Source organism: Kribbella sp. NPDC000426 (genome assembly GCF_040300265.1).
GTDB lineage: Bacteria > Actinomycetota > Actinomycetes > Propionibacteriales > Kribbellaceae > Kribbella.
The window spans coordinates 123,307-143,034 of record NZ_JBEPDK010000003.1 but is presented as its reverse complement, the minus strand read 5'-3'; the positions used below and the strand labels follow the sequence as shown (position 1 = coordinate 143,034).

The following is a 19,728-nucleotide window of genomic DNA, read 5'->3' as shown; positions in this document are numbered from 1 at the left end:
GCTCCGCCGAGGGGTGTTGATTACTCAACAAACACGGGATCGTACGTCGGAAAGCGAGTTCCGAGGAGGGCTCGTCTCATAATTCCCGGCGATCTTTTCGGCGAGCGGTTGCTGGCTCCCGGTGAGCGGTCGCTGACGCTGCGGGGATATTGTTGGTAGTTGCAACCAAAATATCGGGCTGGTGTGAGGACAAGTCAGCCGTTTCCGCCCCGGGGGACAGTGCACGGCACTGCTCCCCGGTCGTCGCGATCCCGCCGTACGAACGGAAACAGATGTCTGCCACTCAGACCTCGCCGGCCACACCCTCGGCCGGCACCCCGCACCGATATCGCTCCCGATACGCCGAAGGAGAGCCGGCGACCACACCGCCGCCGACTCCGCCGACGGCTGCGGCCGAGTTGTCGCACCGGGAGATCCTCGAGATCCTCGCCGGGCTGCTCGCCGCGCTGTTCACCGCGGTCCTCAGCTCGACGATCGTCAGCAACGCGCTGCCGACGATCATCGCGGACCTCGAGGGCTCGCAGACGCAGTACACCTGGGTAGTCACCGCCAGCCTGCTCGCGATGACCGTGTCGACGCCGGTGTGGGGCAAGTTGTCGGACCTGATCAGCAAGAAGCTGCTCGTGCAGCTCGCGATCGTCATGTTCGTCACCGGCTCGGTGCTGGCCGGCGCCTCGCAGAACGTGCCGTTCCTGATCGGCGCGCGGGTCCTGCAGGGGCTCGCGATGGGCGGGCTGATGGCGCTCGCGCAGGCGATCGTCGGTGCGGCGATCCCGCCCCGCAACCGCGGCCGGTACTCGGGCTACATGGGTGCGGTGATGGCGCTCGCGACCGTGTCCGGGCCGCTTGTCGGCGGCGTGATCGTGGACACCTCGTGGCTGGGCTGGCGCTGGTGCTTCTACGTGTGCGTGCCGCTCGCCGTGGTGTCGCTGATCGTTCTGCAGCGGTTCCTGCACCTGCCGGTGGTGAAACGTCGCGTGCGGATGGACTACCTCGGAGCGATCCTGATCGCGGGTGCGGCGAGCTTGCCGCTGATCTGGGTGTCGTTCGCGGGCGAGCATTTCCCGTGGTGGTCGTGGCAGACGGGTGCCTACCTCGGCGGTACTGCGGTGCTCGCTGTGCTGGCTGTGGTCGTCGAGGTGCACGCGCGTGAGCCGCTCGTACCGGTGCGCGTGGTGCGGGAGCGGACGACGGCGCTGGCGATCCTCGCGAGCCTCTCGGTGGGGCTCGCGATGTTCGGCAGCGCGGTGTTCCTCGGGCAGTACTTCCAGGTGGCGCGCGGGTACAGCGCGACCGAGGCGGGGCTGCTGACGATCCCGATGATGTTCGGGTCGTTCCTCGGGTCGGTCGGATCGGGTCAGCTGATCACGCGGTTCGGGAAGTGGAAGCGGTACCTGGTGCTCGGCGGGTTGTTCCTGACCGCGGGGCTCGGCGTACTCGGGACGATCGACCACACGTCGCCGTACTGGTACATCGGGCTCGGGATGCTCTCGATGGGCATCGGCATGGGCATGATGATGCAGAACCTGGTGCTCGCCGTACAGAACACCGTGGACGTGAGTGAGGTCGGCGCGGCGAGCGCGTCGGTCACGTTCTTCCGCAGCCTGGGAGGTGCGGTCGGGGTGTCGGTCCTCGGCGCGGTCCTGGCGACGCGGGTGACGGACCTGATCACCGAACACCTCCGCGACCTCGGTCCGGCCGCGGCCGCCGCGGCCCAGGGCGGGTCGGGCAGCGTGCTGGACGTGAACTCACTCCCGGCCCCGGTCGCGGAGATCGTGCGCCACGCGTACGGCGACGCCACCGGCCGCATCTTCGTAATCGCCGCCGGCGCCGCCCTGGTAAGCCTCCTCGCAGTCCTCTTCATCCACGAGGTCCCCCTACGGCGAACCGTCGCGATGACTGCGGACGGTACGGCGCAGGAGCCCGGCGCCCCCGAATCCACCGACGCCCTCGCGGCTGACGGTCCGACCGGGCCCGCGGGCGCGATCGGGGCTACCGGATCGTCCGGGGCGACCGGATGGGGCGGCGCAGTCGGGTCCGCGGGCGCGGACGGGGCTGACGGCGTACCAGGCTCTAACGCGGTGGCGGGGTCTGGTGGGATGTCTGGCAGGGACGCGGACGACCCCGCGGAACGTGCGGCGGTCGTGGCGCTCGACGTGATCACCTCGGCCGAGCGGACGGCCCGCGAACGAGAGCGTGAGGCGAACGAGCGCGTACAGGCGGCCGCGACCGCGATCCGGCAGATGCGTACCGACGTGAAGGACCTGTTCACCCGCGTAGACCAGCAGATCGCCGACCTCGAGGGCACGCTCCCCGACGCCGGCATCCCGCAGCCCGCCGCCGCGATCCTCGACTCCCAGCGCCCCCAGGGCGAGCTCGTCGACGAACTCCGCAGGTACGAACTCAGCGTCCTCAGCGCCAGCCAACGCACCGCCGACCACCTCCGCGCCACCGCCCAAGCCGAAGCCGACCAACTCCTAACCGAAGCCAGATCCGAAGAAGCAGAAATCCGCACCCGCATAACCGAACTCCAGTTGATCGAAGAACGCCTCCTATCCACCGTCCGAGACACCCTCTCCACCACCCCACCCCCACCGTCCGCCCCGGGCGCCGCCTCCGCGCCGAACACCGCGTATGCGGCCGCGCAGGACGAGGCGGGCGCTCAACCTGCGGTGACGGCTTCGTCGTCGAGCGCACCGCCCCCGTTCACCTCGGACGGGACATCGCCGTACCTCCCGCACGCCACCGGCAACGGCTACCCCGACGCCACCGCCAGCCCCGACCGCCAGCCGTTCGGCTGACCCACCTCCGCCGAGTCGTGGGGATTGGCGACGGCTTGGTTCGGCCAGTCGTGGATTTGGGTTGCTGAAAAGTGCCGGAACTCACGACTCGGCGGATGACCGGGGGCCGTTCGCCACGACTCGGGGGAAGGGTGGGGGTGGGGTGTCGGGGGTGGGTGGCATGCTTCGGGGTAGGTCGGTGGGGAAGGGAGCGGTGTGGGGTTGTGGGACGTGGAGCAGGTGTTGGGGTTGGCGCCTGATGCTGCGTCCGCGAAGGCTGGGCAGGGGTTGGCCCGGGCTGGGAAGTGGGCGGAGGCGGGGGCGTCCGAGCGTGCGGTGTGGGGGTTGTGCCAGGGGAGTGGCAAGCAGCCGTACCAGACTGCGGTTGACCTGAGCGGACCGGCGTACAAGTGCTCCTGCCCTAGCCGGAAGTTCCCCTGCAAACACGCACTAGGGCTGATGCTGCTCAACGCTGCGGGCGAGGTGCGGCCGGGTGATGAGCCCGACTGGGTGAAGACCTGGGTCGACCAGCGCGCCACCCGCGCCGAGCAGCCGGAGCGGAAGCCCGGCGAGGTCGCCGACCCGATCGCGGCCCAGCAGCGCGCCGCGCGTCGGGCAGACCGCGTCTCGAGCGGCATGGCCGAGTTGAAGGGCTGGCTGGACGACCAGGTTCGCGTCGGCCTCGGCGGGTTCGACCAGCGGGCGTACACGGAGCTCAGCCGCCTGGCCGCGCGTATGGTTGATGCCCAAGCTCCAGGCGTCGCAGGAGCGGTACGTCGTGCAGCCGCCGTCGTCGGCCGCGGTCACGGATGGCCGGGCGAGCTCCTCGAGGAGCTCTCCCTCGTCCACCTGATCGTCTCCGCCCACGACCGCCTCGCCGAGCTTCCGCCGTCGCTGGCCGACACCGTTCTGAGCCGGATCGGCTGGTCCACCGAGACCGCCCGCGTCCTCGCTGAGGGCGAGAAGGTCCAGGACGATTGGCTGATGCTCGGCCGCGTGATCGAGCCCGACGACCGTCTCACGGTCCGCCGCGTCTGGTTGCGTGGGGCAACAACCGGCCGCCTCGGCCTGATCCTCACGTTCGCCGCCGCCGGCCGTCCGCTGGACCCGCTCCCAGCACGACCGGGCGAGTACGTCCCCGGCACGCTCTCGTTCTATCCGGGCGCCCTCCCGATGCGCGCCCTCCTCACCCAGACCGACCCGCGCCGGCCCGCGCCACGCCCCACCGGTTTCACAACCCACCAAGCCCTCGCCTCGTACGTCGAATCCCTCGCCGCCGACCCGTGGAACGAACGCTGGCCGCTGGTACTCCAGGACGTCCGACCGGCCCGCCTTGGTGAGGGGTGGGCGCTGGTCGACGCCGCCGGCGACGGGCTCGAGCTACTGCCGGGATGGGACGCCTGGAAGCTCCTCGCCGTCTCGGCGGGTGACCCGATCACGGTCGCAGGCGAGTGGAACCGCGCCGGCCTGCGCCCGATGACATGCTGGCGCGACGAACGGCCGGTGATCCTGTGAACGCGGATCGGCTGGTGCGATCGTGAAGGGCTGGGACGGTCTCGTCAGCTCGGCGCTGCTCGGCACAGATCGCCGCCCGGCGCACTTCGAGGAGCTCCCGGAGCACATCCAGGAACGCCTCGGCGACGGCGGCCTCCTGGACGCGGCCGCCCTCGCAACCGTCTACAAACGCGCCGGTCGCAAGCCGCTCCGCGACCTCGAGCCGATCCCCGCCGCACCAGGCGAGGACCGCCCCCTGCCCCGCCCGGTCGCGATCCGCCGCCTCGCCGCGATGCTCGGCGGATTCCAGACCTCTGCGCTCGGCGAGTGGTTGCGGGCGGCCGATGCCCGTGGCTGGGGCGTGCCACCCGAACACCTGCCGGCCCTGGCCGACTACGCCCGCCATCGCGCCGAGTACCGTCCGCTGGTGATCGCGGCCGCCGGTCGCCGTGCACGCTGGCTCGCGGATCTCAACCCCGAGTGGCGCTATCTCCACGCCGCAGTTGCTGAGAGCAACGACCCGGAGTACTGGACCCACGGAAACGCCGTCCAGCGCCGCACCTGGCTGCGCACCCTCCGCCAGCACGACCCGGAGGCAGCCCGCGAAGCGCTCGCGGAGGTCTGGCCGACCGAGTCCGCAGCCACCCGAGCCGACTTCCTCGGTCTGCTCACCGACGGTCTGTCCCTGCCGGACGAGGCCTTCCTGGAATCCGCCCTCGACGACCGTTCCCGTGAGGTACGTCGATCCGCCGCCCGCCTGCTCGCGCGAATACCCGGCTCGAAGTACGGCGAACGCATGACCGAGCGTCTGCATTCGCACCTCATCCCCAGCCAGGGCGTCCTCGCGGTCGACCTGCCGAAGCGGCTGTCACAGTCGATGGAACGCGACGGCATCGACTCGCAGAACCCGGAAGGCATCGGCAAACGCGCCTGGTGGTTCCTGCAGATCGTTGCCAACACGCCCTTGCCGGCGATGGATCTCGCCTGGCTGCAGACACCTGTCGAAGGTTGTGCGCCCGACATTCTCCAAGCGGCCTGGACCGAGGCTGCCATCCGTGAGGGTTCCGCCGAGTGGGCGCGTGCTCTGCTTCAGTCGGAGGCCTCGACCGGGGACCGCAGCCCCGCGGAGCTGTTGCGCTTGTTGCCCGCCGACGAGTGGGCCCGCGCGGTCGACGTACTGCGGAAGACGGTCGACGTCACCGAACTCGTCGGCGGACTGCCGGTCCCGTGGCCGGAGTCGCTCGCGAGCATGATCCTGGACCAGCTCGCCAAGGTCGGCTCCAACCGCGCCTGGGCCCGGCTCGCCAGCATCGCGGCCCGCGCCGTACCGCCCGACGTACTCGACCATCCGATCACCCGCGAATCCACCGGCGAGGAAGACACCTGGCGTCGCCGCCTGGTCGAGACCTTGACCTTCCGCCGCGAAATGTACGAGGAGCTGTCATGACAACTGAGGTCCTTCGCCCGCACGCGGAAGTCGAGTACGCCGACGAGTTGCGCGCGCTCGAGGCCGTCGACGACAAACCGCGCCCGCCGGCGTGGCGGCTGTCGCCGTCGGCCGTCGTCACGTACCTGCTCGGCGGCAAGGCGGGCGACACCGAGATCTCACCGAAGTACGTCGGACCGCGGCGGCTGGTCGAGGTCGCCGTCGCTACGCTCGCCACGGATCGAGCGTTGTTGCTGCTCGGTGTACCGGGAACGGCGAAGACCTGGGTGAGCGAGCATCTCGCCGCCGCGATCAGCGGGGACTCGACGCTGCTCGTGCAGGGTACGGCGGGTACTGCGGAGGAAGCGATCCGGTACGGGTGGAACTACGCCCAGTTGATTGCCCAAGGCCCCAGCGAGGCCGCGCTCGTGCCGAGTCCGGTGCAGCGCGCGATGGCTGAGGCGAAGATCGCCCGGATCGAAGAGCTCACGCGCATGCCGTCCGACGTACAGGACGCGCTGATCACGATCCTGTCCGAGAAGGCGCTGCCGATCGCCGAGCTGGCCACGGAAGTCCAAGCCCGTAAGGGATTCAACGTCATTGCCACCGCCAACGATCGCGACAAGGGTGTCAACGAGTTGTCGTCGGCGTTGCGCCGGCGCTTCAACACCGTCGTACTCCCGCTGCCCGAATCCGCGGACGACGAGGTCGAGATCGTCTCGCGCCGGGTCGCGCAGCTGGGTTCGGCGCTGGAGCTGCCGCAGCCGGACGACGCGCTCGACGAGATCCGCCGCGTGGTGACGATCTTCCGCGAGCTGCGCTCCGGCCGGACCGAGGACGGTCGTACGGCGGTGAAGTCGCCGTCGGCAACTTTGTCGACCGCGGAGGCGATCAGCGTCGTCACCGGCGGCCTCGCGCTTGCCGCCCACTTCGGCGACGGCGTACTGCGGCCGACAGATGTTGCCGGCGGCATCCTCGGTGCGGTCGTGAAGGATCCGGCCGCGGACCGGGTCGTGTGGTCGGAGTATCTCGAGACCGTGGTGCGCGAGCGCGACGACTGGGCGCCGTTCTACCGCGCCTGTCGAGAGATCTCCGGATGACCGTTCACCTGCTCGGGATCCGGCATCACGGGCCGGGATCGGCGCGCGCGGTGGCGACCGCGCTGGCCGAGCTGCGGCCTGACGTGGTGCTGATCGAGGGACCACCGGAGGCCGACAAGATCGTCGAGCTGGCGGCGTCGGACGAGATGGAGCCGCCGGTCGCTCTGCTCGCGTACGCGGTCGACGACTCGACGCGGGCCGCGTTCTGGCCGTTCGCGGTGTTCAGCCCCGAGTGGCAGGCGATCAAGTACGGCCTAGCAGCCGGGGTTCCGGTGCGGTTCTGCGACCTGCCGGCGGCCCAACAGTTCGCCTCATCAGGCGGGCGTTCGGCATCGATGGATCCGCTCGCGACACTGGCCGAGGCAGGCGGGTACGACGACCCCGAGCGCTGGTGGGACGACGTGATCGAGTCGCGCCGCGACGGGGCCGAGCCGTTCACGGTGATCGCCGACGCGATGCGCGAACTGCGCCGCGACTCCGAGGCCAAAGGTCGTGAAGCGCAACGCGAGGCCTACATGAGAACCGTGCTGCGCAAGGCGATCCGCGAGGGCTTCGAGCGGATCGCCGTGGTCTGCGGCGCCTGGCACGTCCCCGCGCTCGAGCTGCCGTTGCCTCCAGCAACACACGATCAGCGGATCCTCAAGGGCCTGCCGAAGCGAAAGATCGCCTGCACCTGGGTGCCGTGGACGCACGGCCGCCTGGCAGCGACGAGTGGGTACGGCGCCGGCATCACGTCCCCCGGCTGGTACCACCACCTGTTCACCGCGCCCGACCAGATCACCACCCGCTGGCTGTCGAAGGTCGCCCAGGTGCTGCGGGACGAGGACCTGCCGGTCTCCAGCGCACACGTCATCGAGGCCGTGCGGCTTGCGGATACCCTTGCTGCGTTGAGGGAACGCCCACTCGCGGGGCTCAGTGAGGTGACCGAGGCGACCCGGGCGGTGCTGTGCGGCGGCAACGACGTACTCCTGGATCTTGTCACGAGGGAGGCTGTTGTCGGTGAGCTCCTCGGGTCGGTGCCGGGTGAGACGCCGCAGGCGCCGGTGGCGGCAGACCTGGCGGCCCACGCGAGGCGGCTGCGGATGAAACGGGACGCGACCGAGCGCGTGATCGAACTCGACCTGCGGAAGTCGAACGACTTGGAGAAGTCCAGACTCCTGCACAGGTTGAGGATTCTCGGTGTCGACTGGGGCGTCCCTGCCGTCGACGAACGGCGGGCCCAGGGCACCTTCCGCGAGATGTGGCGGCTGGCCTGGGACCCGGGACTCGAGGTCGAGTTGGTTGCCGCGGGCGCCCACGGTACGACGGTCCTCGGTGCAGCGACGACCGTGATGCTGAAGGCCGCCGACTCCCCGACCTTGGCCGATGTCACGGCCGCGCTGGAGAAGTCGCTGCTCGCCGATCTCGCAGACGCGCTCCCGCCTTTGCTGCAAGGGATCGACACCCGCGCGGCCGCCGACGCCGATGTCGGCCACCTGATGGCAGCCCTCCCCGCTCTCGCGCGAGCCTCCCGGTACGGCGACGTACGCGGGACCGACACGGCCGGCCTCGCCTCGGTCGCGGGTCGGATGGTGTCGCGGGTGTGCGCCGGACTCGGTCGGACGGTCCACGGGCTCGACCCGGACGCGGCGACCGCCGTACAGGAGCTGATCGACGGGGTGCAGGACGCGACCGTGCTGCTGGCTGAGGACGTGCGCGCCGAGTGGCTGAACACATTGGAAGGGCTGAGCGATCGCGCCTCGGTGCCGCCGCTGATCCGGGGACGGCTGACGCGGTTGATGCTGGACACGTCGCGGCTGCCCGATCATGAGGTCGCCCTGCGGTTGGGGCGAGCGTTATCGCCTGGTACGGCGACGGCGGAAGCAGCCGGGTACGTCGAGGGATTCCTTGCCGGCGGTGGGTTGTTGCTCGTGCACGACGAGCGGCTGCTCGCGTTGGTTGACGAGTGGATGGGTGCGATCCCCGACGATGCGTTCGTCGAGGTGCTGCCGTTGTTGCGGCGTACCTTCGGGACCTTCGCGGCGCCGGAGCGGCGCTCGATCGGCTCGCGAGCCCGGGTGCTGGCGGACCCCGCGTCGCTGGTTGTTGCTGACGACAACGATCTTGATGCCGAGTTGGCGGCGACGGCTCTGCCTGTCGTCGCTCAGTTGCTGGGGGTGTCATGAACGACGAGCGGATGCGGCGCTGGCGGCTCGTGCTGGGTGGCGAGGCCGAGGAAGAGACCGGTACGACGCTGTCGCCCGAGGACCGCTCGGTCGACGCCGCGCTGGCCGCGCTGTACGACGCCGCGGAGGGCGAGTCCGGCAGTCAGCGGTCGTCCGGGCTGGGCTCGTCGGCGCCGCGGGTGGCGCGGTGGTTGGGCGACATCCGGCAGTACTTCCCGAGCACCGTCGTACAGGTCATGCAGCGGGACGCGGTCGAGCGGCTCGGCATCACGCGGATGCTGATGGAGCCGGAGCTGCTCGGCGCGGTCGAGCCCGACGTACACCTGGTCAGCACGTTGCTTGCGCTGAACGAGGTGATGCCCGAGGAGACCAAGCAGACCGCGCGGGACGTGGTCGGCCGGGTCGTCGCCGAACTCGAGGCCCGGCTGGCGGAGCGGACGCGGGCAGCGGTCACCGGCGCGCTCGACCGGGCCGGACGTACGACGCGGCCGCGGCACTCGGACATCGACTGGGACCGCACGATCCAGATCAACCTGAAGCACTTCTCGCCGACCCTCGGGACGATCGTGCCGGACCGGCTGGTCGGGTACGCGCGACGCAACCACAGCGTGCAGCGGGACATCGTGCTGGCGATCGACCAATCGGGGTCGATGGCGGAGTCGGTGGTCTATGCGTCGCTGTTCGGCGCCGTGCTCGGGTCGATCCGGACTTTGCGGACGTCGCTGGTCGTATTCGACACCGCCGTGGTTGATCTGACGGACCAGCTCGAGGACCCGGTCGACGTACTGTTCGGGACGCAGCTCGGCGGCGGGACGGATATCAACCGGGCTCTGGCGTACTGCGAAGAGCTCGTGACGAAGCCGGCCGAGACGGTGCTCGTGCTGATCTCCGATCTTTACGAAGGCGGCGTACGGGAAGAGATGCTGCGACGGGCGCGTTCCCTGGTGGAGTCCGGCGTACAGGTGATTGCTCTGCTGGCGCTGGCGGACTCGGGCACCCCGTCGTACGACGCCGAGAACGCCGCCGCGCTGGCGGACCTCGGCGTACCGACGTTTGCCTGCACACCGGACCTGTTCCCGGACCTGATGGCTGCTGCGATCCGGCACGAGGACATCACCAACTGGGCGTCCACAAACCTGACGTGAGAGGAATCCGATGACCACCGTCGAACTGACCCGCTTCCGCGTGCTCGCCGAGAAGACCGAGGAACTGCTGGCCGCTCGCGCGGAGATGCTGAAGGACTTCGAGGCCGACCGGGCCGGGTTCCTGGGCGCGCGGCTCGTGCGGCTGCCGGACAACGAGTGGCTGGACATCGTCGAGTGGGCGACCCCGGAGGACTTCGCGACTTCCCGTGAGAAGGGCCCGAACCGGCCGGGGATCGCCCGGTTCTTCGCGGCAATCGACTCGCTCGTCGTAGCCGAAGAGGGCACCCTGGCCGAGTGAATATCAGCGGGATCGAGCCGAGCGAGTACGACCGCGCCGCGGAGCTGTGGGAGGCGTCGGTGCGGGCGACGCACGACTTCGTCACCGAGGCGGATCTGGACCTCTTCCGGCCGTTGGTGCGCGGGTCGTTCGGTGAGATGGCGCGGCGGGAGTCTGCTGCTGGAGCACGCGTTCGCGCACTTCGCCGCCACCTCGGTCGACGTCAACGAACAGAACCCGCAGGCCATCGGCTTCTACCAGCGCCACGGCTTCGCGCAGGTGTCGCGCAGTGAGACGGACTCAACCGGCAAGCCGTACCCGATCCTGCATCTGAAGCGCTAGCCCGCGATCTCGAGGATGTCGATCGGGGTGTACGGGTCGGCCTCGGCGAAGCGGAGGGCCCACTGGACGGCCTCCTCCTTGGAGTCGACGCGGATGATCGAGACGCCCGCGACGAGCTCCTTGGTCTCGGCGAACGGGCCGTCGATCACCCGCGGCTGACCCGGCACCGGGAACGTGACCCGCGCACCACGCGAGCTCGGCATCAGCCCTTCGCCGAGCACCAGCACCCCGGCCTGCCGCATCTCCTCCAGCACGGCGTCCGCCCGCTCGAGGATCTCCGGATCGGGCGGGTTGCCCGCCTCGAGACTGTCATTGGTCTTGTGCAGCAGCATGTACCTCATAGCCGAGACCTTAGACCGCCCCAGAACGCATCGGGGATGTCGTGATCGAGCCACGCCGCGATCTCGGTGATCTCCCGCGGGCTCCGCGCCCCGACGACCACCGCTGGTACGGCGGGATGCGTCAACGGGAACTGCACCGCGGCCGCCAGCAGCGGTACGTCGTGCTGCCGGCAGAGCTCCCGCAGTACGTCGATGCGCCGGAGCACCTCCTTCGGGACCCGCTCGTATCCGTGGGGCGCGCCGTTCACGGTGTCGGCGAGGACTCCGCCCTGGAACACCCCGGCGGCGAGCACGGCGACGTCGAGCTTCTCGCAGAGCGGCAGGAGTTCGTGCTCGCCGGTCTGGTCGAGGAGCGTGTACCGCCCGGCGAGCAGGACGCAGTCGACTCCTGAGGTCTCGCGGAGGAACCGCGCCGCCACGTCCGCGTGGTTGACGCCGAGCGAGATCGCCCCGATCGTGCCGCGGCCGCGGAGCTCGGTGAGCGCCCGGAACGCCTCGGTCGACGCGGTCAGGTAGTCGAGGTCGGGATCGTGGATGTGCAGGATGTCGATCCGGTCGATCCCCATCCGCTCCAGGCTCGCCTCGAACGACCGGATCGTCGCGGCGTACGAGTAATCGAGCCGCGGCCCGAGGCCGGCCGGCGGCTCGGCCCAGATCGGCTGCAGATCCGGGCCACCCGGCTCGATCAGCCGGCCCACCTTGCTGCACAGCACGAACTCCCCGCGCGCCCGACCGCGCAGAGCCAGCCCGGCCCGCTGCTCGGACAAGCCGTACCCGTACACCGGCGCGGTGTCGAACAGCCGGACGCCCAGCTCCCAAGCCCGGTCGATCGTCGCCACCGCCTGCTGCTGCGAAACAGCCGCGAACATCCCCCCGATCGAAGCCAGCCCCAACCCCAACTGACTGACCCGCAACCCCGTCCGCCCCAGCTCCACCGTCCGCACGCCAAGGACTCTAGAAGCTCCCACCGACAGTCCACCGCCACGCGCACACCCACCGACAGGCCCGGGTGTCCGCCGCCAGTTCAGCGCACCCTTCCGCCGGGTTGCGGTGGGCGGCAAGATGCGGGGATGGGTGAGATCGCGGAGCGGTATCGGCGGCGGGCCGAGGCGTTCGAGCGGAAGGTCGCGGGGGTCGCGCCGGACCAGTGGGAGAACCAGTCGCCGTGCGTGAAATGGACCGCGCGCGACGTGGTCGAGCACGTCGTCACGATGCACGGGGTGATGCTGGTTCCGATCGCCCGGAAGTTGCATCCGACGGACGATCCGCTCGGCGCCTTCCAGGAAGCGCGGGCCGCGATCGAGGACGTCCTCGACGACCCCGTCGCCGCGTTGTCCGAGACCGGTACGCCGGGCGGCCGGATGACGGTCGAGCAGCACATCGACCAGGTGGTCTCCGACGACCTCGTCCTGCACGGCTGGGACCTCGCCCGCGCAACCGGTCAGGACGAGACGATCGAGCCGGTCGACGTCGAACGGCTCTGGGCGACCGCGGTCGCGATCCCGCCGGACCTGATGGCGAAGTACCGGACGCCCGGCGCGTTCGGCGAGGGCATCGAGGTGTACGGCGCCGAAGTACACGTCGCGCCCGATGCCCCGCTCCAGGACCGCCTGCTAGGCCTTCTCGGCCGCCAGCCGTAGGTTGCTCGGCGCGTAGTAGATCTCAGGCGTCGGGCACAGCGGCGCCTGCTGCAGGTCGGAGGGCCGGCTCATGAGTACGGCGTGGCCGCGCGCGATAGCCGGGTCCAGGTACTCGTGGCCGGGCAGGTCCGCAACCGCCGTACGGCAGCCGAGCGCCATGCCCTCGAAGAGCGCCGTCGTCGAGACACCGACCTGGTACGTCGCTGTGGCGAGCAGGTCGAGTGTGCTCCCGCCGGTCGACAGCTGCACGCCGGACGGGATCGTGTAGTCCTCGGGCCGCTCGCTCGGGTGCAGCCGATAGACGACATCGAGCTGCGGATTCTCTTTGGCAACCGCGTCCGCGACCTGCACGAGCTCCGCGCCGACAGTGCCTTGCGACAGGAACACCACTCGCCGCGGATCCTTCGGCCCCGGCGTCGGCAGGAACGTCGCGCCGATCACCTCGGTCCGCATCCCCGCGGGCAGGTCGGCGACGTCGGTCCAGTACGACCCGAAGCACCACAGCTCGTCCGGCTGGTCCGCGACCGTCGGCCGGCCAGGGTAGCTGTAGCCGAGGTGGAACGGGCTGATCGCGCCGTGCTGCAGCTCGACCACGCGGATCCCGAGGTCGCGGGCGGCGCCGACGATGTGCTGATGGAAGTACGCGACCACGACGTACACGGTCTTGATCCGGTGCCGCTTGAGCAGCGCGCGGTACAGGGCCCGCAGCCGCAGGTGCTTCGGTACTTCGCGGGCGAGGATCGCGCCGACCGGGACGCGGACACCGGTGAGTTTCTCCAGCGCCTCGCCGATCCCTCGGTCGTCGGTCGTGCGAGGGTGGATCGCGCCGGCCGCGGACGTGAAGAAGTCGAGGTTCTTGCTGCCGGGGAGCGGGGTGCCGTTGATCCCCGAGTCGAGAATCAGAGCGCTGTCGCCGAGCGTGTCGCGGAGGACGTCGGTGTAGATCTCGACACCGTTCGGTTTCCGCGGATGCGGTACGACGAGTGCGTCGTACCGGCCGGGGAACGGCGAGCGGGTGACGATCCCGGCGACATGCTTCGCGACCAGAGCGGCCTTGTCGTACGGCGTGCGCCGGACCGGATGGGGTGCTCCGTGGATGCCGGTACGGCGGGTCAGCTCATGGAAGACGCGCATCCGGATGATCGGCCAGGGGTGAGCTCCGCTGGTCTGCCACCCGAGCAGCCCCAGGTCCGTCTCCACCTGCCAGATTGCCCGGCACAGCTCCGTCACCGTCGGCCGGCCCGGGGCCGTGGCCGGACCCGTGCCGTTCCCGGTACTCGTCATGGTTGATCCCTACTATCCCCGCGAGACTGCCGACGCCCGAGAAGAACCGGCGGACTGCCTTCAGCAGGTGCGTCTTCCGGCCGAGCAGCAGCCCGGCGAGGGCGAACCCGATCGCCGAGATCACCCGGGCCGAAGCATAGGCCAGAACCAGCACGTAGCTGATCGCGCCCGGGCGGATCAGCAGCCGGCTGATCGTGTCGCCGGAGCCGGAGCGGAACGCACGGCGTACCAGCCAGTGCAGCGTGGTCCGGCCGACCGGCACCTCCTCGGCGATGCAGGCCTCCTCGCACCACACGATCCGGAACCCGGCCCGGTGGACGCGGAGGAAGAAGTGCAGGTCGCTGGAGCCGGTGTAGCGGAACGCGGGATGGAATCCGGGCGTGACCGCGTGGTAAACGCGGCGGCTGACCAGCGTGTTGTTCGTGTACGCCTTGCGGAGCTCCTCGCCGGTGGTGTGCTTGCCGGTCGAGTCGTGGACGTCGCTGTAGTGGTTCCACGGCGGGGCGCCGGGCGGGAGGTTGCCCTTCACCGGCCCGGTGACGACGTCGGCGCCGGTGGACTCCCAGGCGTGCAGGAGCTTTCCGAGCCAGCCGGGCGGGGCGGTCTCGTCGTCGTCCACGAAGATCAGGGCGTCGTCGTTCCAGCACAGCTCGACGGACTTCTCCCGGGCGAAGGGGATTCCCGGCTCCGGTTCGACCACCGACTGGATCGGGTACGGCGTACCCGCGCCGAACTCCTCCAGAACCGCCGCCGCTGACCCGTCCGCGTCGTTGTCCACCACCACGATCCGGATCGCATAATCCGAATCTGCAGGCAGCTCCTGAGCCTGCAGACTGGTCAATAACCCCCGCAACAGAGCAGGTCGCCTGAAGGTAATCACCGCAATGGCGACGCTGGTGCTCATGGCGCCCGAGACTATCGGTCCCCACCAACCGCCGCCCATCCAACTGGTGTGTGATGCCACCCGGCAGAAAGGACACCGCTCCGCGGCGACAGTTCTTCTAGCGCCTTCGGCGCGCGGATCGCTGGTCACGCGGTCAGGTGCTCGGCGGTGTGAAGCTGGTTGGGCGGAGTGGTCGCCGCTCGCGGTTCCTGTTCCCACGGCGCCTTCGGCGTGCACGGACTGCGTCCCGCGGGCCCTGTGCTCAGGCGCCAGGTGTTGGCCGGTGCGGAGCCGGTTGGGTGAGAGTGCACCGCTTCGCGGCGGCAGCTGCTCTGGCGCCTTCGGCGCGCGGAGTGCTTGTCAGGCGCTCAGGTGCTGGGCGGGGTGGAGCCGGTCCCGCGAGCGGGGACGCGCGTCCATGTGGTCGGAGGAAAGGCGCCGTTTTGCCGCAGGGGGTCCGTGCTGCCGGCGGGCAGGGGGGCTCGTGGTGGTCAGGCGTCGGTGGGCCCGGGTTCCCAGCCGGTTTGTTGGGACCAGGTGTCGGCTTGGTGGATGGTTTGCCAGAACCAGGGGAGTTTGGCGTTGGTGTAGGCCGCACGGTCGTCGGGGTATTGGGCGGCGAGGGAGCGCTTCAGCGACTCGTACGGGCCTAGCTCCTCGGGGTGGGTGCGGAGGTAGTCGCGGAAGAGGAGGGGGAACTGCTGGGAGAAGCTGCCCAGCTTGCGGACGTGGATGTGGGTGCGGGGTGTGCCGGGTGGTTCGCGGAAGTAGCGTTTGGTGCGTTCGGGGTTGTCGGCGCGGAATACGTATCCACGCGCCTCCAGCGGCACCCGGAACGGATCGACCGGCTCGAGCGCGGCGACGGAGATCTGGATATCGATGATCGGCTTGGCGGCGAGGCCCGGTACGGCGGTGGAGCCGATGTGGTCGATCCGCAGCGCGATGTCCCCGAGCGCCTCACGCAGTCCGCGGCCGAGTTCGGCGAAGCGGTCGGGCCAGGCTGCGTCGTACGGCTCGATGTGGATCATGTCAGCGAAGGTACGAGAGCTTGCCGTCGACCGTCTTCAGGCCGGCGGCGAGCAGGACCCCGACGACGAGGACCAGTACGGCGTTGCGCAGAGCGGTCGCGAGGCCGATGTCGGTGACGTCAAGGAACGGGTACGGGTACCAGTCGGTGAAGGCGCCCTGGGTGAAGATGTAGACGAGCCAGGCGAGCGGCCACACGAACGCGTACGCGACCACCCGCCACGTCATCCGGGGACGCGGCCCGAGGACGAGCCAGGCGGCGAGCGTCGCCCACGGCGAGACGTAATGGAAGCCGATAGTGGCCACGAGCGCCCAACCGGTGAGGTGGACCTGCGGGGCCAGGATGATCGCGAAGACCAGCCCGGTGATGACGATTCCGAGCAGTGAGTCAAGGCGTACGACGCCCCATCGCGATCCGTCCCGCAACGGGCGGAGTACCAGGCCGATGGCGACCGCGAGCACGATCAGGTTGCTCTGGATGGTGAAGAAGCTGAACAGCCTCCAGAGCCGGGTCCCGATGCTGAGCGTGGCACCGGCGTCGCCCGAGTTGGCGTCCGCGCCACCGGTGAAGATCAGGACGAGTTGGATAATCAACGAGGCGAGGATGACCGCCGCTATCAGCCCGTGCCACCACCGGGAAACGGCCACGGCTCGCGTGCGCCCAGCTGAGGTCACCACCTTTGCCATTCTTCAGGCCGCCCGGCACCAGGTCCCAAGCCGCCACGCCGGGAGCACAGGGGCGCGTTCTACAGGTCTGGATTGCAGGAAGATGCAGAACCTGTAACGCCGACTGAGATCCGCGCGATTTATGGCCGGGACCAGATCTGGTTCCGATCCGCCCGACTGAGGTCCTGGGAGTTGCGGTGTTGCGTAAGGCGCGTTTGTTGCGGCTGGCCCTGCCGGCTGCGCTGGTTGCGGGGTCGGTCGTGGTGGTTACCGGTTCATCCGGTAACGCCGCGGAGTCCGCCGAGCCGAAGGTCCGGCATGCGAAGTTCCAGCCTGCCGCGGCGAGCGGTCCGAAGTACGACCCGAAGTCGGTGATCGTGCAGTTCAAGCCGAAGGCGACGACTTCGGCACGTAAGGCCGCGGTGGCCAAGGTCAAGGGCACGCCCGACGTGTCCGTCACCTCGGACGTCGTCAAGGTCACCGGTGACAGCCCGGCGCCGGAGCTGCTGAAGAAGTTCAAGGCCGACCCGTCGGTGCAGCTTGCCTCGCTCAACTACATCCGGCAGAAGTCCGCAATCCCGAACGACTGGCTGTACGCGAACTACCAGAAGTATCTGTCGACCGTCCGCGTCGACAAGGCCTGGGACCTCTCCAAGAGCGCCGGCGACCAGACGATCGGCGTCCTCGACACCGGGGTCGACGCCGGCCACCCGGACCTCGCCGGTCACCTGCTGCCCGGCTACAACACCTTCAACACCGCGCTCCCGCCGAACGACGGCGACGGCCACGGTACGGCGACCACCGGCATCATCGCGGCCGGCACGTCCAACAGCGCCGGTATCGCGGGCGTGGCGTGGAGCGCGAAGGTCCGCCCGGTCAAGGTGCTGGACGACACCGGCTCGGGCGACGACACGAACGTGATCAACGGCATCAACTGGGCGGTCAAGAACGGCGTCCGGGTGATCAACATGTCCCTCGGCGGTGAGGGCGACGACCCGATCCTGCACACCGCGATCCAGAACGCGGTAGCCAAGGGCGTCGTACTGGTCGCTGCGGCCGGCAACACCGGCGACTCGTCGCTGCACTACCCGGCGGCGTACCCGGAGGTCCTGTCGGTCGGCGCGACGAACGCGGCCGGCGTCCTGACCAGCTTCAGCACGTACGGCGACTCCGTCGACCTCGCCGCTCCCGGCTACGACATCACCAGCACCGCACCCCGCGCCGGCACCCCGGCCGGCTACGAGCCGTACTTCCTCGGCCTCGCCGGTACGTCGTTCTCCTCCCCGATCGTCGCCGGCGTCGCTGCCCTGGTCCGCAACAAGTGGCCCACGTTCACGCCCGCCCAGGTGATGGGCCGGCTCAAGGCCACCGCCCGCGACGCCGGCCCCCGCGGCACCGACCCCTACTACGGCGCCGGCATCCTCGACGCCTACGCCGCCCTCGGCGGCGCGCGGACGACCGACTTCGCCATGGGCGCGGCCGATACCAACGATCAGCCGGTCCGCGCGGGCACGCTGACCGCCGGAGTCGCGGCCTCGGGGACGATCGGCGTCGAAGGTGACGTCGACTGGTACCAGGTCCCGGCCGCCGGCGTCCACGACGTGCGCATCGACGTCACCGGAGCGATGTTCGACTCCGGCACCTACGCACAGAACTTCGGCCCGGTCGTCTCGGTGTACGACGCCAACCTCAAGCCGCTGTCCTTCGTCCAGAAGCCGGAGCCGCCGGTGGACGGTGACGGATACGAGATTCCGCAGGCGCTGACCGCCAGCACGTCCGTCAGGCTGCCGGACGCGACCACCTACATCTCGGTCCGCAACGCCAACGGGTCCCGCGACAGCCGCGCGTACTCGATCAAGGTCACCAACGTGGTCGGCAGCGTCGCGACGACGCCGATCCCGGCGTACCCGGTTCGCGACATCCAGCCCGGCCACCTGGCGAGCAACGTGCCGGTCGGTAGCAAGGTGACGGTCACGTTCGCGCGGGACGTCGACCAGGGCGCTCTCACCTCCGGCGGACTCCAGGTGCGCAATGCGACGACCGGTGCGGTGGTCGACATGGAGATCTCGGTCGACGCCGCCAACCGGCAGGCCGTCCTCACTCCGGTCACCACGCTGCCCGAGGCGAGCCCGTTGCTGATCGTCGGGACCGGCCTCCAGGAAAGCGACGGAACGCCGTTGGCGCCGTTCACCTCGGCCTTCACCACGCAGGACCTGATCCCGCAGCCGGTGCAGCTCTCCGGCACCGGCGCCTACCTGGCCGCCAGCCTGTCGTGGAAGATCCCGACCACGCCGGATCTCGACCAGGTGATCGTCCGCCGCAACGTCGGGAGCAAGGCGCCGACGACGACGACCGGCACGCTCGTGTACGCCGGCACCGGGACCGCGGTCAAGAACACGGGCCTCGCGCAGGGTACGACGTACACGTATGCCGCGTGGATCAAGGACCGGGCCGGGCACTACAGCGCGCCCGCGATCAAGCAGGTGCTCGGGATGAAGTCGGGGATCTCGGTCTCGTCGACGGCGATCCCGTACGGCGGCTCGATCACGATCAAGGGCAGCACGCAGCGGATCGACAACGTCTCGTACTCGCTGCTGCCGGTGAACGTGTACGTGCGGCCGATCAACTCGACGAAGTTCACCCTGCTCGCCGCGAAGCAGACGAACGGGATGGGCCTGATTCCGTCCATCGCCTACAAGCCGACGGTGTCGTCGGTGCTGATGCTGACGTTCCCCGGCAACGAGACCCTGATGGGTACCCGCACTGCCGACATCACTGTGCAGGTCGCACCAACGATGTCCGCGACCCTCGCACCGACCGCGATCAAGCTCGGTGCGACGACCGCGTTCAGCGGGTACGTCGCGCCTGCGCACGCCGGCAAGGTTGTTTACCTGCAGCAGTACGGCAGCAAGGTCTGGAAGTCGATCGCCTCGGTCAAGCTGAGCACCTCGGGCAAGTACGCCTTCGGTATCAAGCCTGCTATCCGCGGCCCGATCGCCTACCGCGTCTGGTTCCCGGCCGACGCCGACCACGCCCAGGCCTTCACCGCCAACAAGATCGTCACCGTCAGCTGACGTCGACGAGCTGGGGAGGATCCTGCTCCGATTCGGGCGCAAGATCCTCCCCAGCTTCATCTCCTGGGGCTGTACCTGTGGGTAC

The 19,728-nt window shown here is 69.6% G+C and carries 16 protein-coding genes; 10 read left to right on the top strand and 6 right to left on the bottom strand.

The features are described from left to right. The first annotated feature begins 272 nt into the window (after positions 1 to 272). The 8 genes from ABT313_RS14470 to ABT313_RS14435 all read left to right on the top strand — a co-directional run bounded on the left by ABT313_RS14470 (position 273) and on the right by ABT313_RS14435 (position 10,729). Positions 273 to 2,801 carry an MFS transporter gene (locus ABT313_RS14470; RefSeq protein ID WP_350852554.1) on the top strand — a complete coding sequence of 843 codons (2,529 nt, stop codon included), beginning with the start codon at positions 273 to 275 and terminating at the stop codon, positions 2,799 to 2,801. Positions 2,802 to 2,996: 195 nt separating this feature from the next. Beyond that, positions 2,997 to 4,295 (top strand): SWIM zinc finger family protein, encoded by a 1,299-nt coding sequence (locus tag ABT313_RS14465; RefSeq protein WP_350852551.1) that lies wholly within the window; start codon positions 2,997 to 2,999, stop codon positions 4,293 to 4,295. A 22-nt stretch (positions 4,296 to 4,317) separates the two neighbouring features. Beyond that, a complete protein-coding gene (locus tag ABT313_RS14460; protein ID WP_350852548.1) occupies positions 4,318 to 5,721 on the top strand; it encodes a DUF5691 domain-containing protein in 1,404 nt (467 codons plus the stop codon). Further along, a complete protein-coding gene (locus ABT313_RS14455) occupies positions 5,718 to 6,800 on the top strand; it encodes an ATP-binding protein (RefSeq protein ID WP_350852545.1) in 1,083 nt (360 codons plus the stop codon). The genes ABT313_RS14460 and ABT313_RS14455 overlap by 4 nt, the downstream gene beginning before the upstream one ends. Then, entirely contained in the window at positions 6,797 to 8,965 is a 2,169-nt protein-coding gene (locus ABT313_RS14450) for a DUF5682 family protein (RefSeq protein ID WP_350852542.1), read from the top strand. Before ABT313_RS14455 ends, ABT313_RS14450 begins: the two co-directional genes overlap by 4 nt. Then, positions 8,962 to 10,110: a VWA domain-containing protein gene (locus ABT313_RS14445; protein WP_350852539.1), complete on the top strand. Its 1,149-nt coding sequence runs from the start codon at positions 8,962 to 8,964 to the stop codon at positions 10,108 to 10,110. Before ABT313_RS14450 ends, ABT313_RS14445 begins: the two co-directional genes overlap by 4 nt. Positions 10,111 to 10,120: 10 nt before the next feature. Beyond that, positions 10,121 to 10,408 (top strand): antibiotic biosynthesis monooxygenase, encoded by a 288-nt coding sequence (locus tag ABT313_RS14440; RefSeq protein ID WP_350852536.1) that lies wholly within the window; start codon positions 10,121 to 10,123, stop codon positions 10,406 to 10,408. A gap of 132 nt (positions 10,409 to 10,540) precedes the next feature. Continuing rightward, positions 10,541 to 10,729 carry a GNAT family protein gene (locus ABT313_RS14435; RefSeq protein ID WP_350852533.1) on the top strand — a complete coding sequence of 63 codons (189 nt, stop codon included), beginning with the start codon at positions 10,541 to 10,543 and terminating at the stop codon, positions 10,727 to 10,729. Here ABT313_RS14435 and ABT313_RS14430 read toward each other — a convergent pair. After that, positions 10,726 to 11,070, bottom strand: coding sequence for a YciI family protein (locus tag ABT313_RS14430; RefSeq protein WP_137252283.1), 345 nt, complete (start codon positions 11,068 to 11,070; stop codon positions 10,726 to 10,728). The genes ABT313_RS14435 and ABT313_RS14430 overlap by 4 nt on opposite strands. Continuing rightward, entirely contained in the window at positions 11,067 to 12,014 is a 948-nt protein-coding gene (locus ABT313_RS14425) for an aldo/keto reductase (protein WP_350852528.1), read from the bottom strand. The genes ABT313_RS14430 and ABT313_RS14425 overlap by 4 nt, the downstream gene beginning before the upstream one ends. Before the next feature lie 126 nt (positions 12,015 to 12,140). Here ABT313_RS14425 and ABT313_RS14420 point away from each other — a divergent pair, with 126 nt between their 5' ends. Then, entirely contained in the window at positions 12,141 to 12,710 is a 570-nt protein-coding gene (locus tag ABT313_RS14420) for a TIGR03086 family metal-binding protein (protein WP_350852525.1), read from the top strand. Here the strand turns inward: ABT313_RS14420 and ABT313_RS14415 are convergent. The 4 genes from ABT313_RS14415 to ABT313_RS14400 form a co-directional block, all read right to left on the bottom strand. After that, positions 12,684 to 13,910, bottom strand: a complete 1,227-nt coding sequence (locus ABT313_RS14415) for a hypothetical protein (RefSeq protein WP_350852522.1) — start codon at positions 13,908 to 13,910, stop codon at positions 12,684 to 12,686. The two genes, ABT313_RS14420 and ABT313_RS14415, sit on opposite strands and share 27 nt — an antisense overlap. Further along, positions 13,828 to 14,898: a glycosyltransferase family 2 protein gene (locus ABT313_RS14410; RefSeq protein WP_350852519.1), complete on the bottom strand. Its 1,071-nt coding sequence runs from the start codon at positions 14,896 to 14,898 to the stop codon at positions 13,828 to 13,830. Before ABT313_RS14410 ends, ABT313_RS14415 begins: the two co-directional genes overlap by 83 nt. 470 nt (positions 14,899 to 15,368) lie before the next feature. Further along, a complete protein-coding gene (locus tag ABT313_RS14405; RefSeq protein WP_350852516.1) occupies positions 15,369 to 15,905 on the bottom strand; it encodes a GrpB family protein in 537 nt (178 codons plus the stop codon). 1 nt (position 15,906) lies between these two features. Further along, the gene (locus tag ABT313_RS14400) at positions 15,907 to 16,497 is read right to left on the bottom strand and encodes a Pr6Pr family membrane protein (RefSeq protein ID WP_350852513.1); all 591 of its coding nucleotides are present in this window, start codon (positions 16,495 to 16,497) and stop codon (positions 15,907 to 15,909) included. A 269-nt stretch (positions 16,498 to 16,766) separates the two neighbouring features. Here ABT313_RS14400 and ABT313_RS14395 point away from each other — a divergent pair, with 269 nt between their 5' ends. After that, a complete protein-coding gene (locus ABT313_RS14395) occupies positions 16,767 to 19,643 on the top strand; it encodes a S8 family serine peptidase (protein WP_350852510.1) in 2,877 nt (958 codons plus the stop codon). Positions 19,644 to 19,728 lie beyond the last annotated feature (85 nt).

Coding starts and splice junctions, on each gene's coding strand:
- ABT313_RS14405 (WP_350852516.1), bottom strand. CDS start 15,905: ATGATCCACATCGAGCCGTACGACGCAGCCTGGCCCGACCGCTTCGCC.
- ABT313_RS14450 (WP_350852542.1), top strand. CDS start 6,797: ATGACCGTTCACCTGCTCGGGATCCGGCATCACGGGCCGGGATCGGCG.
- ABT313_RS14440 (WP_350852536.1), top strand. CDS start 10,121: ATGACCACCGTCGAACTGACCCGCTTCCGCGTGCTCGCCGAGAAGACC.
- ABT313_RS14455 (WP_350852545.1), top strand. CDS start 5,718: ATGACAACTGAGGTCCTTCGCCCGCACGCGGAAGTCGAGTACGCCGAC.
- ABT313_RS14445 (WP_350852539.1), top strand. CDS start 8,962: ATGAACGACGAGCGGATGCGGCGCTGGCGGCTCGTGCTGGGTGGCGAG.
- ABT313_RS14410 (WP_350852519.1), bottom strand. CDS start 14,898: ATGAGCACCAGCGTCGCCATTGCGGTGATTACCTTCAGGCGACCTGCT.
- ABT313_RS14420 (WP_350852525.1), top strand. CDS start 12,141: ATGGGTGAGATCGCGGAGCGGTATCGGCGGCGGGCCGAGGCGTTCGAG.
- ABT313_RS14430 (WP_137252283.1), bottom strand. CDS start 11,070: ATGAGGTACATGCTGCTGCACAAGACCAATGACAGTCTCGAGGCGGGC.
- ABT313_RS14470 (WP_350852554.1), top strand. CDS start 273: ATGTCTGCCACTCAGACCTCGCCGGCCACACCCTCGGCCGGCACCCCG.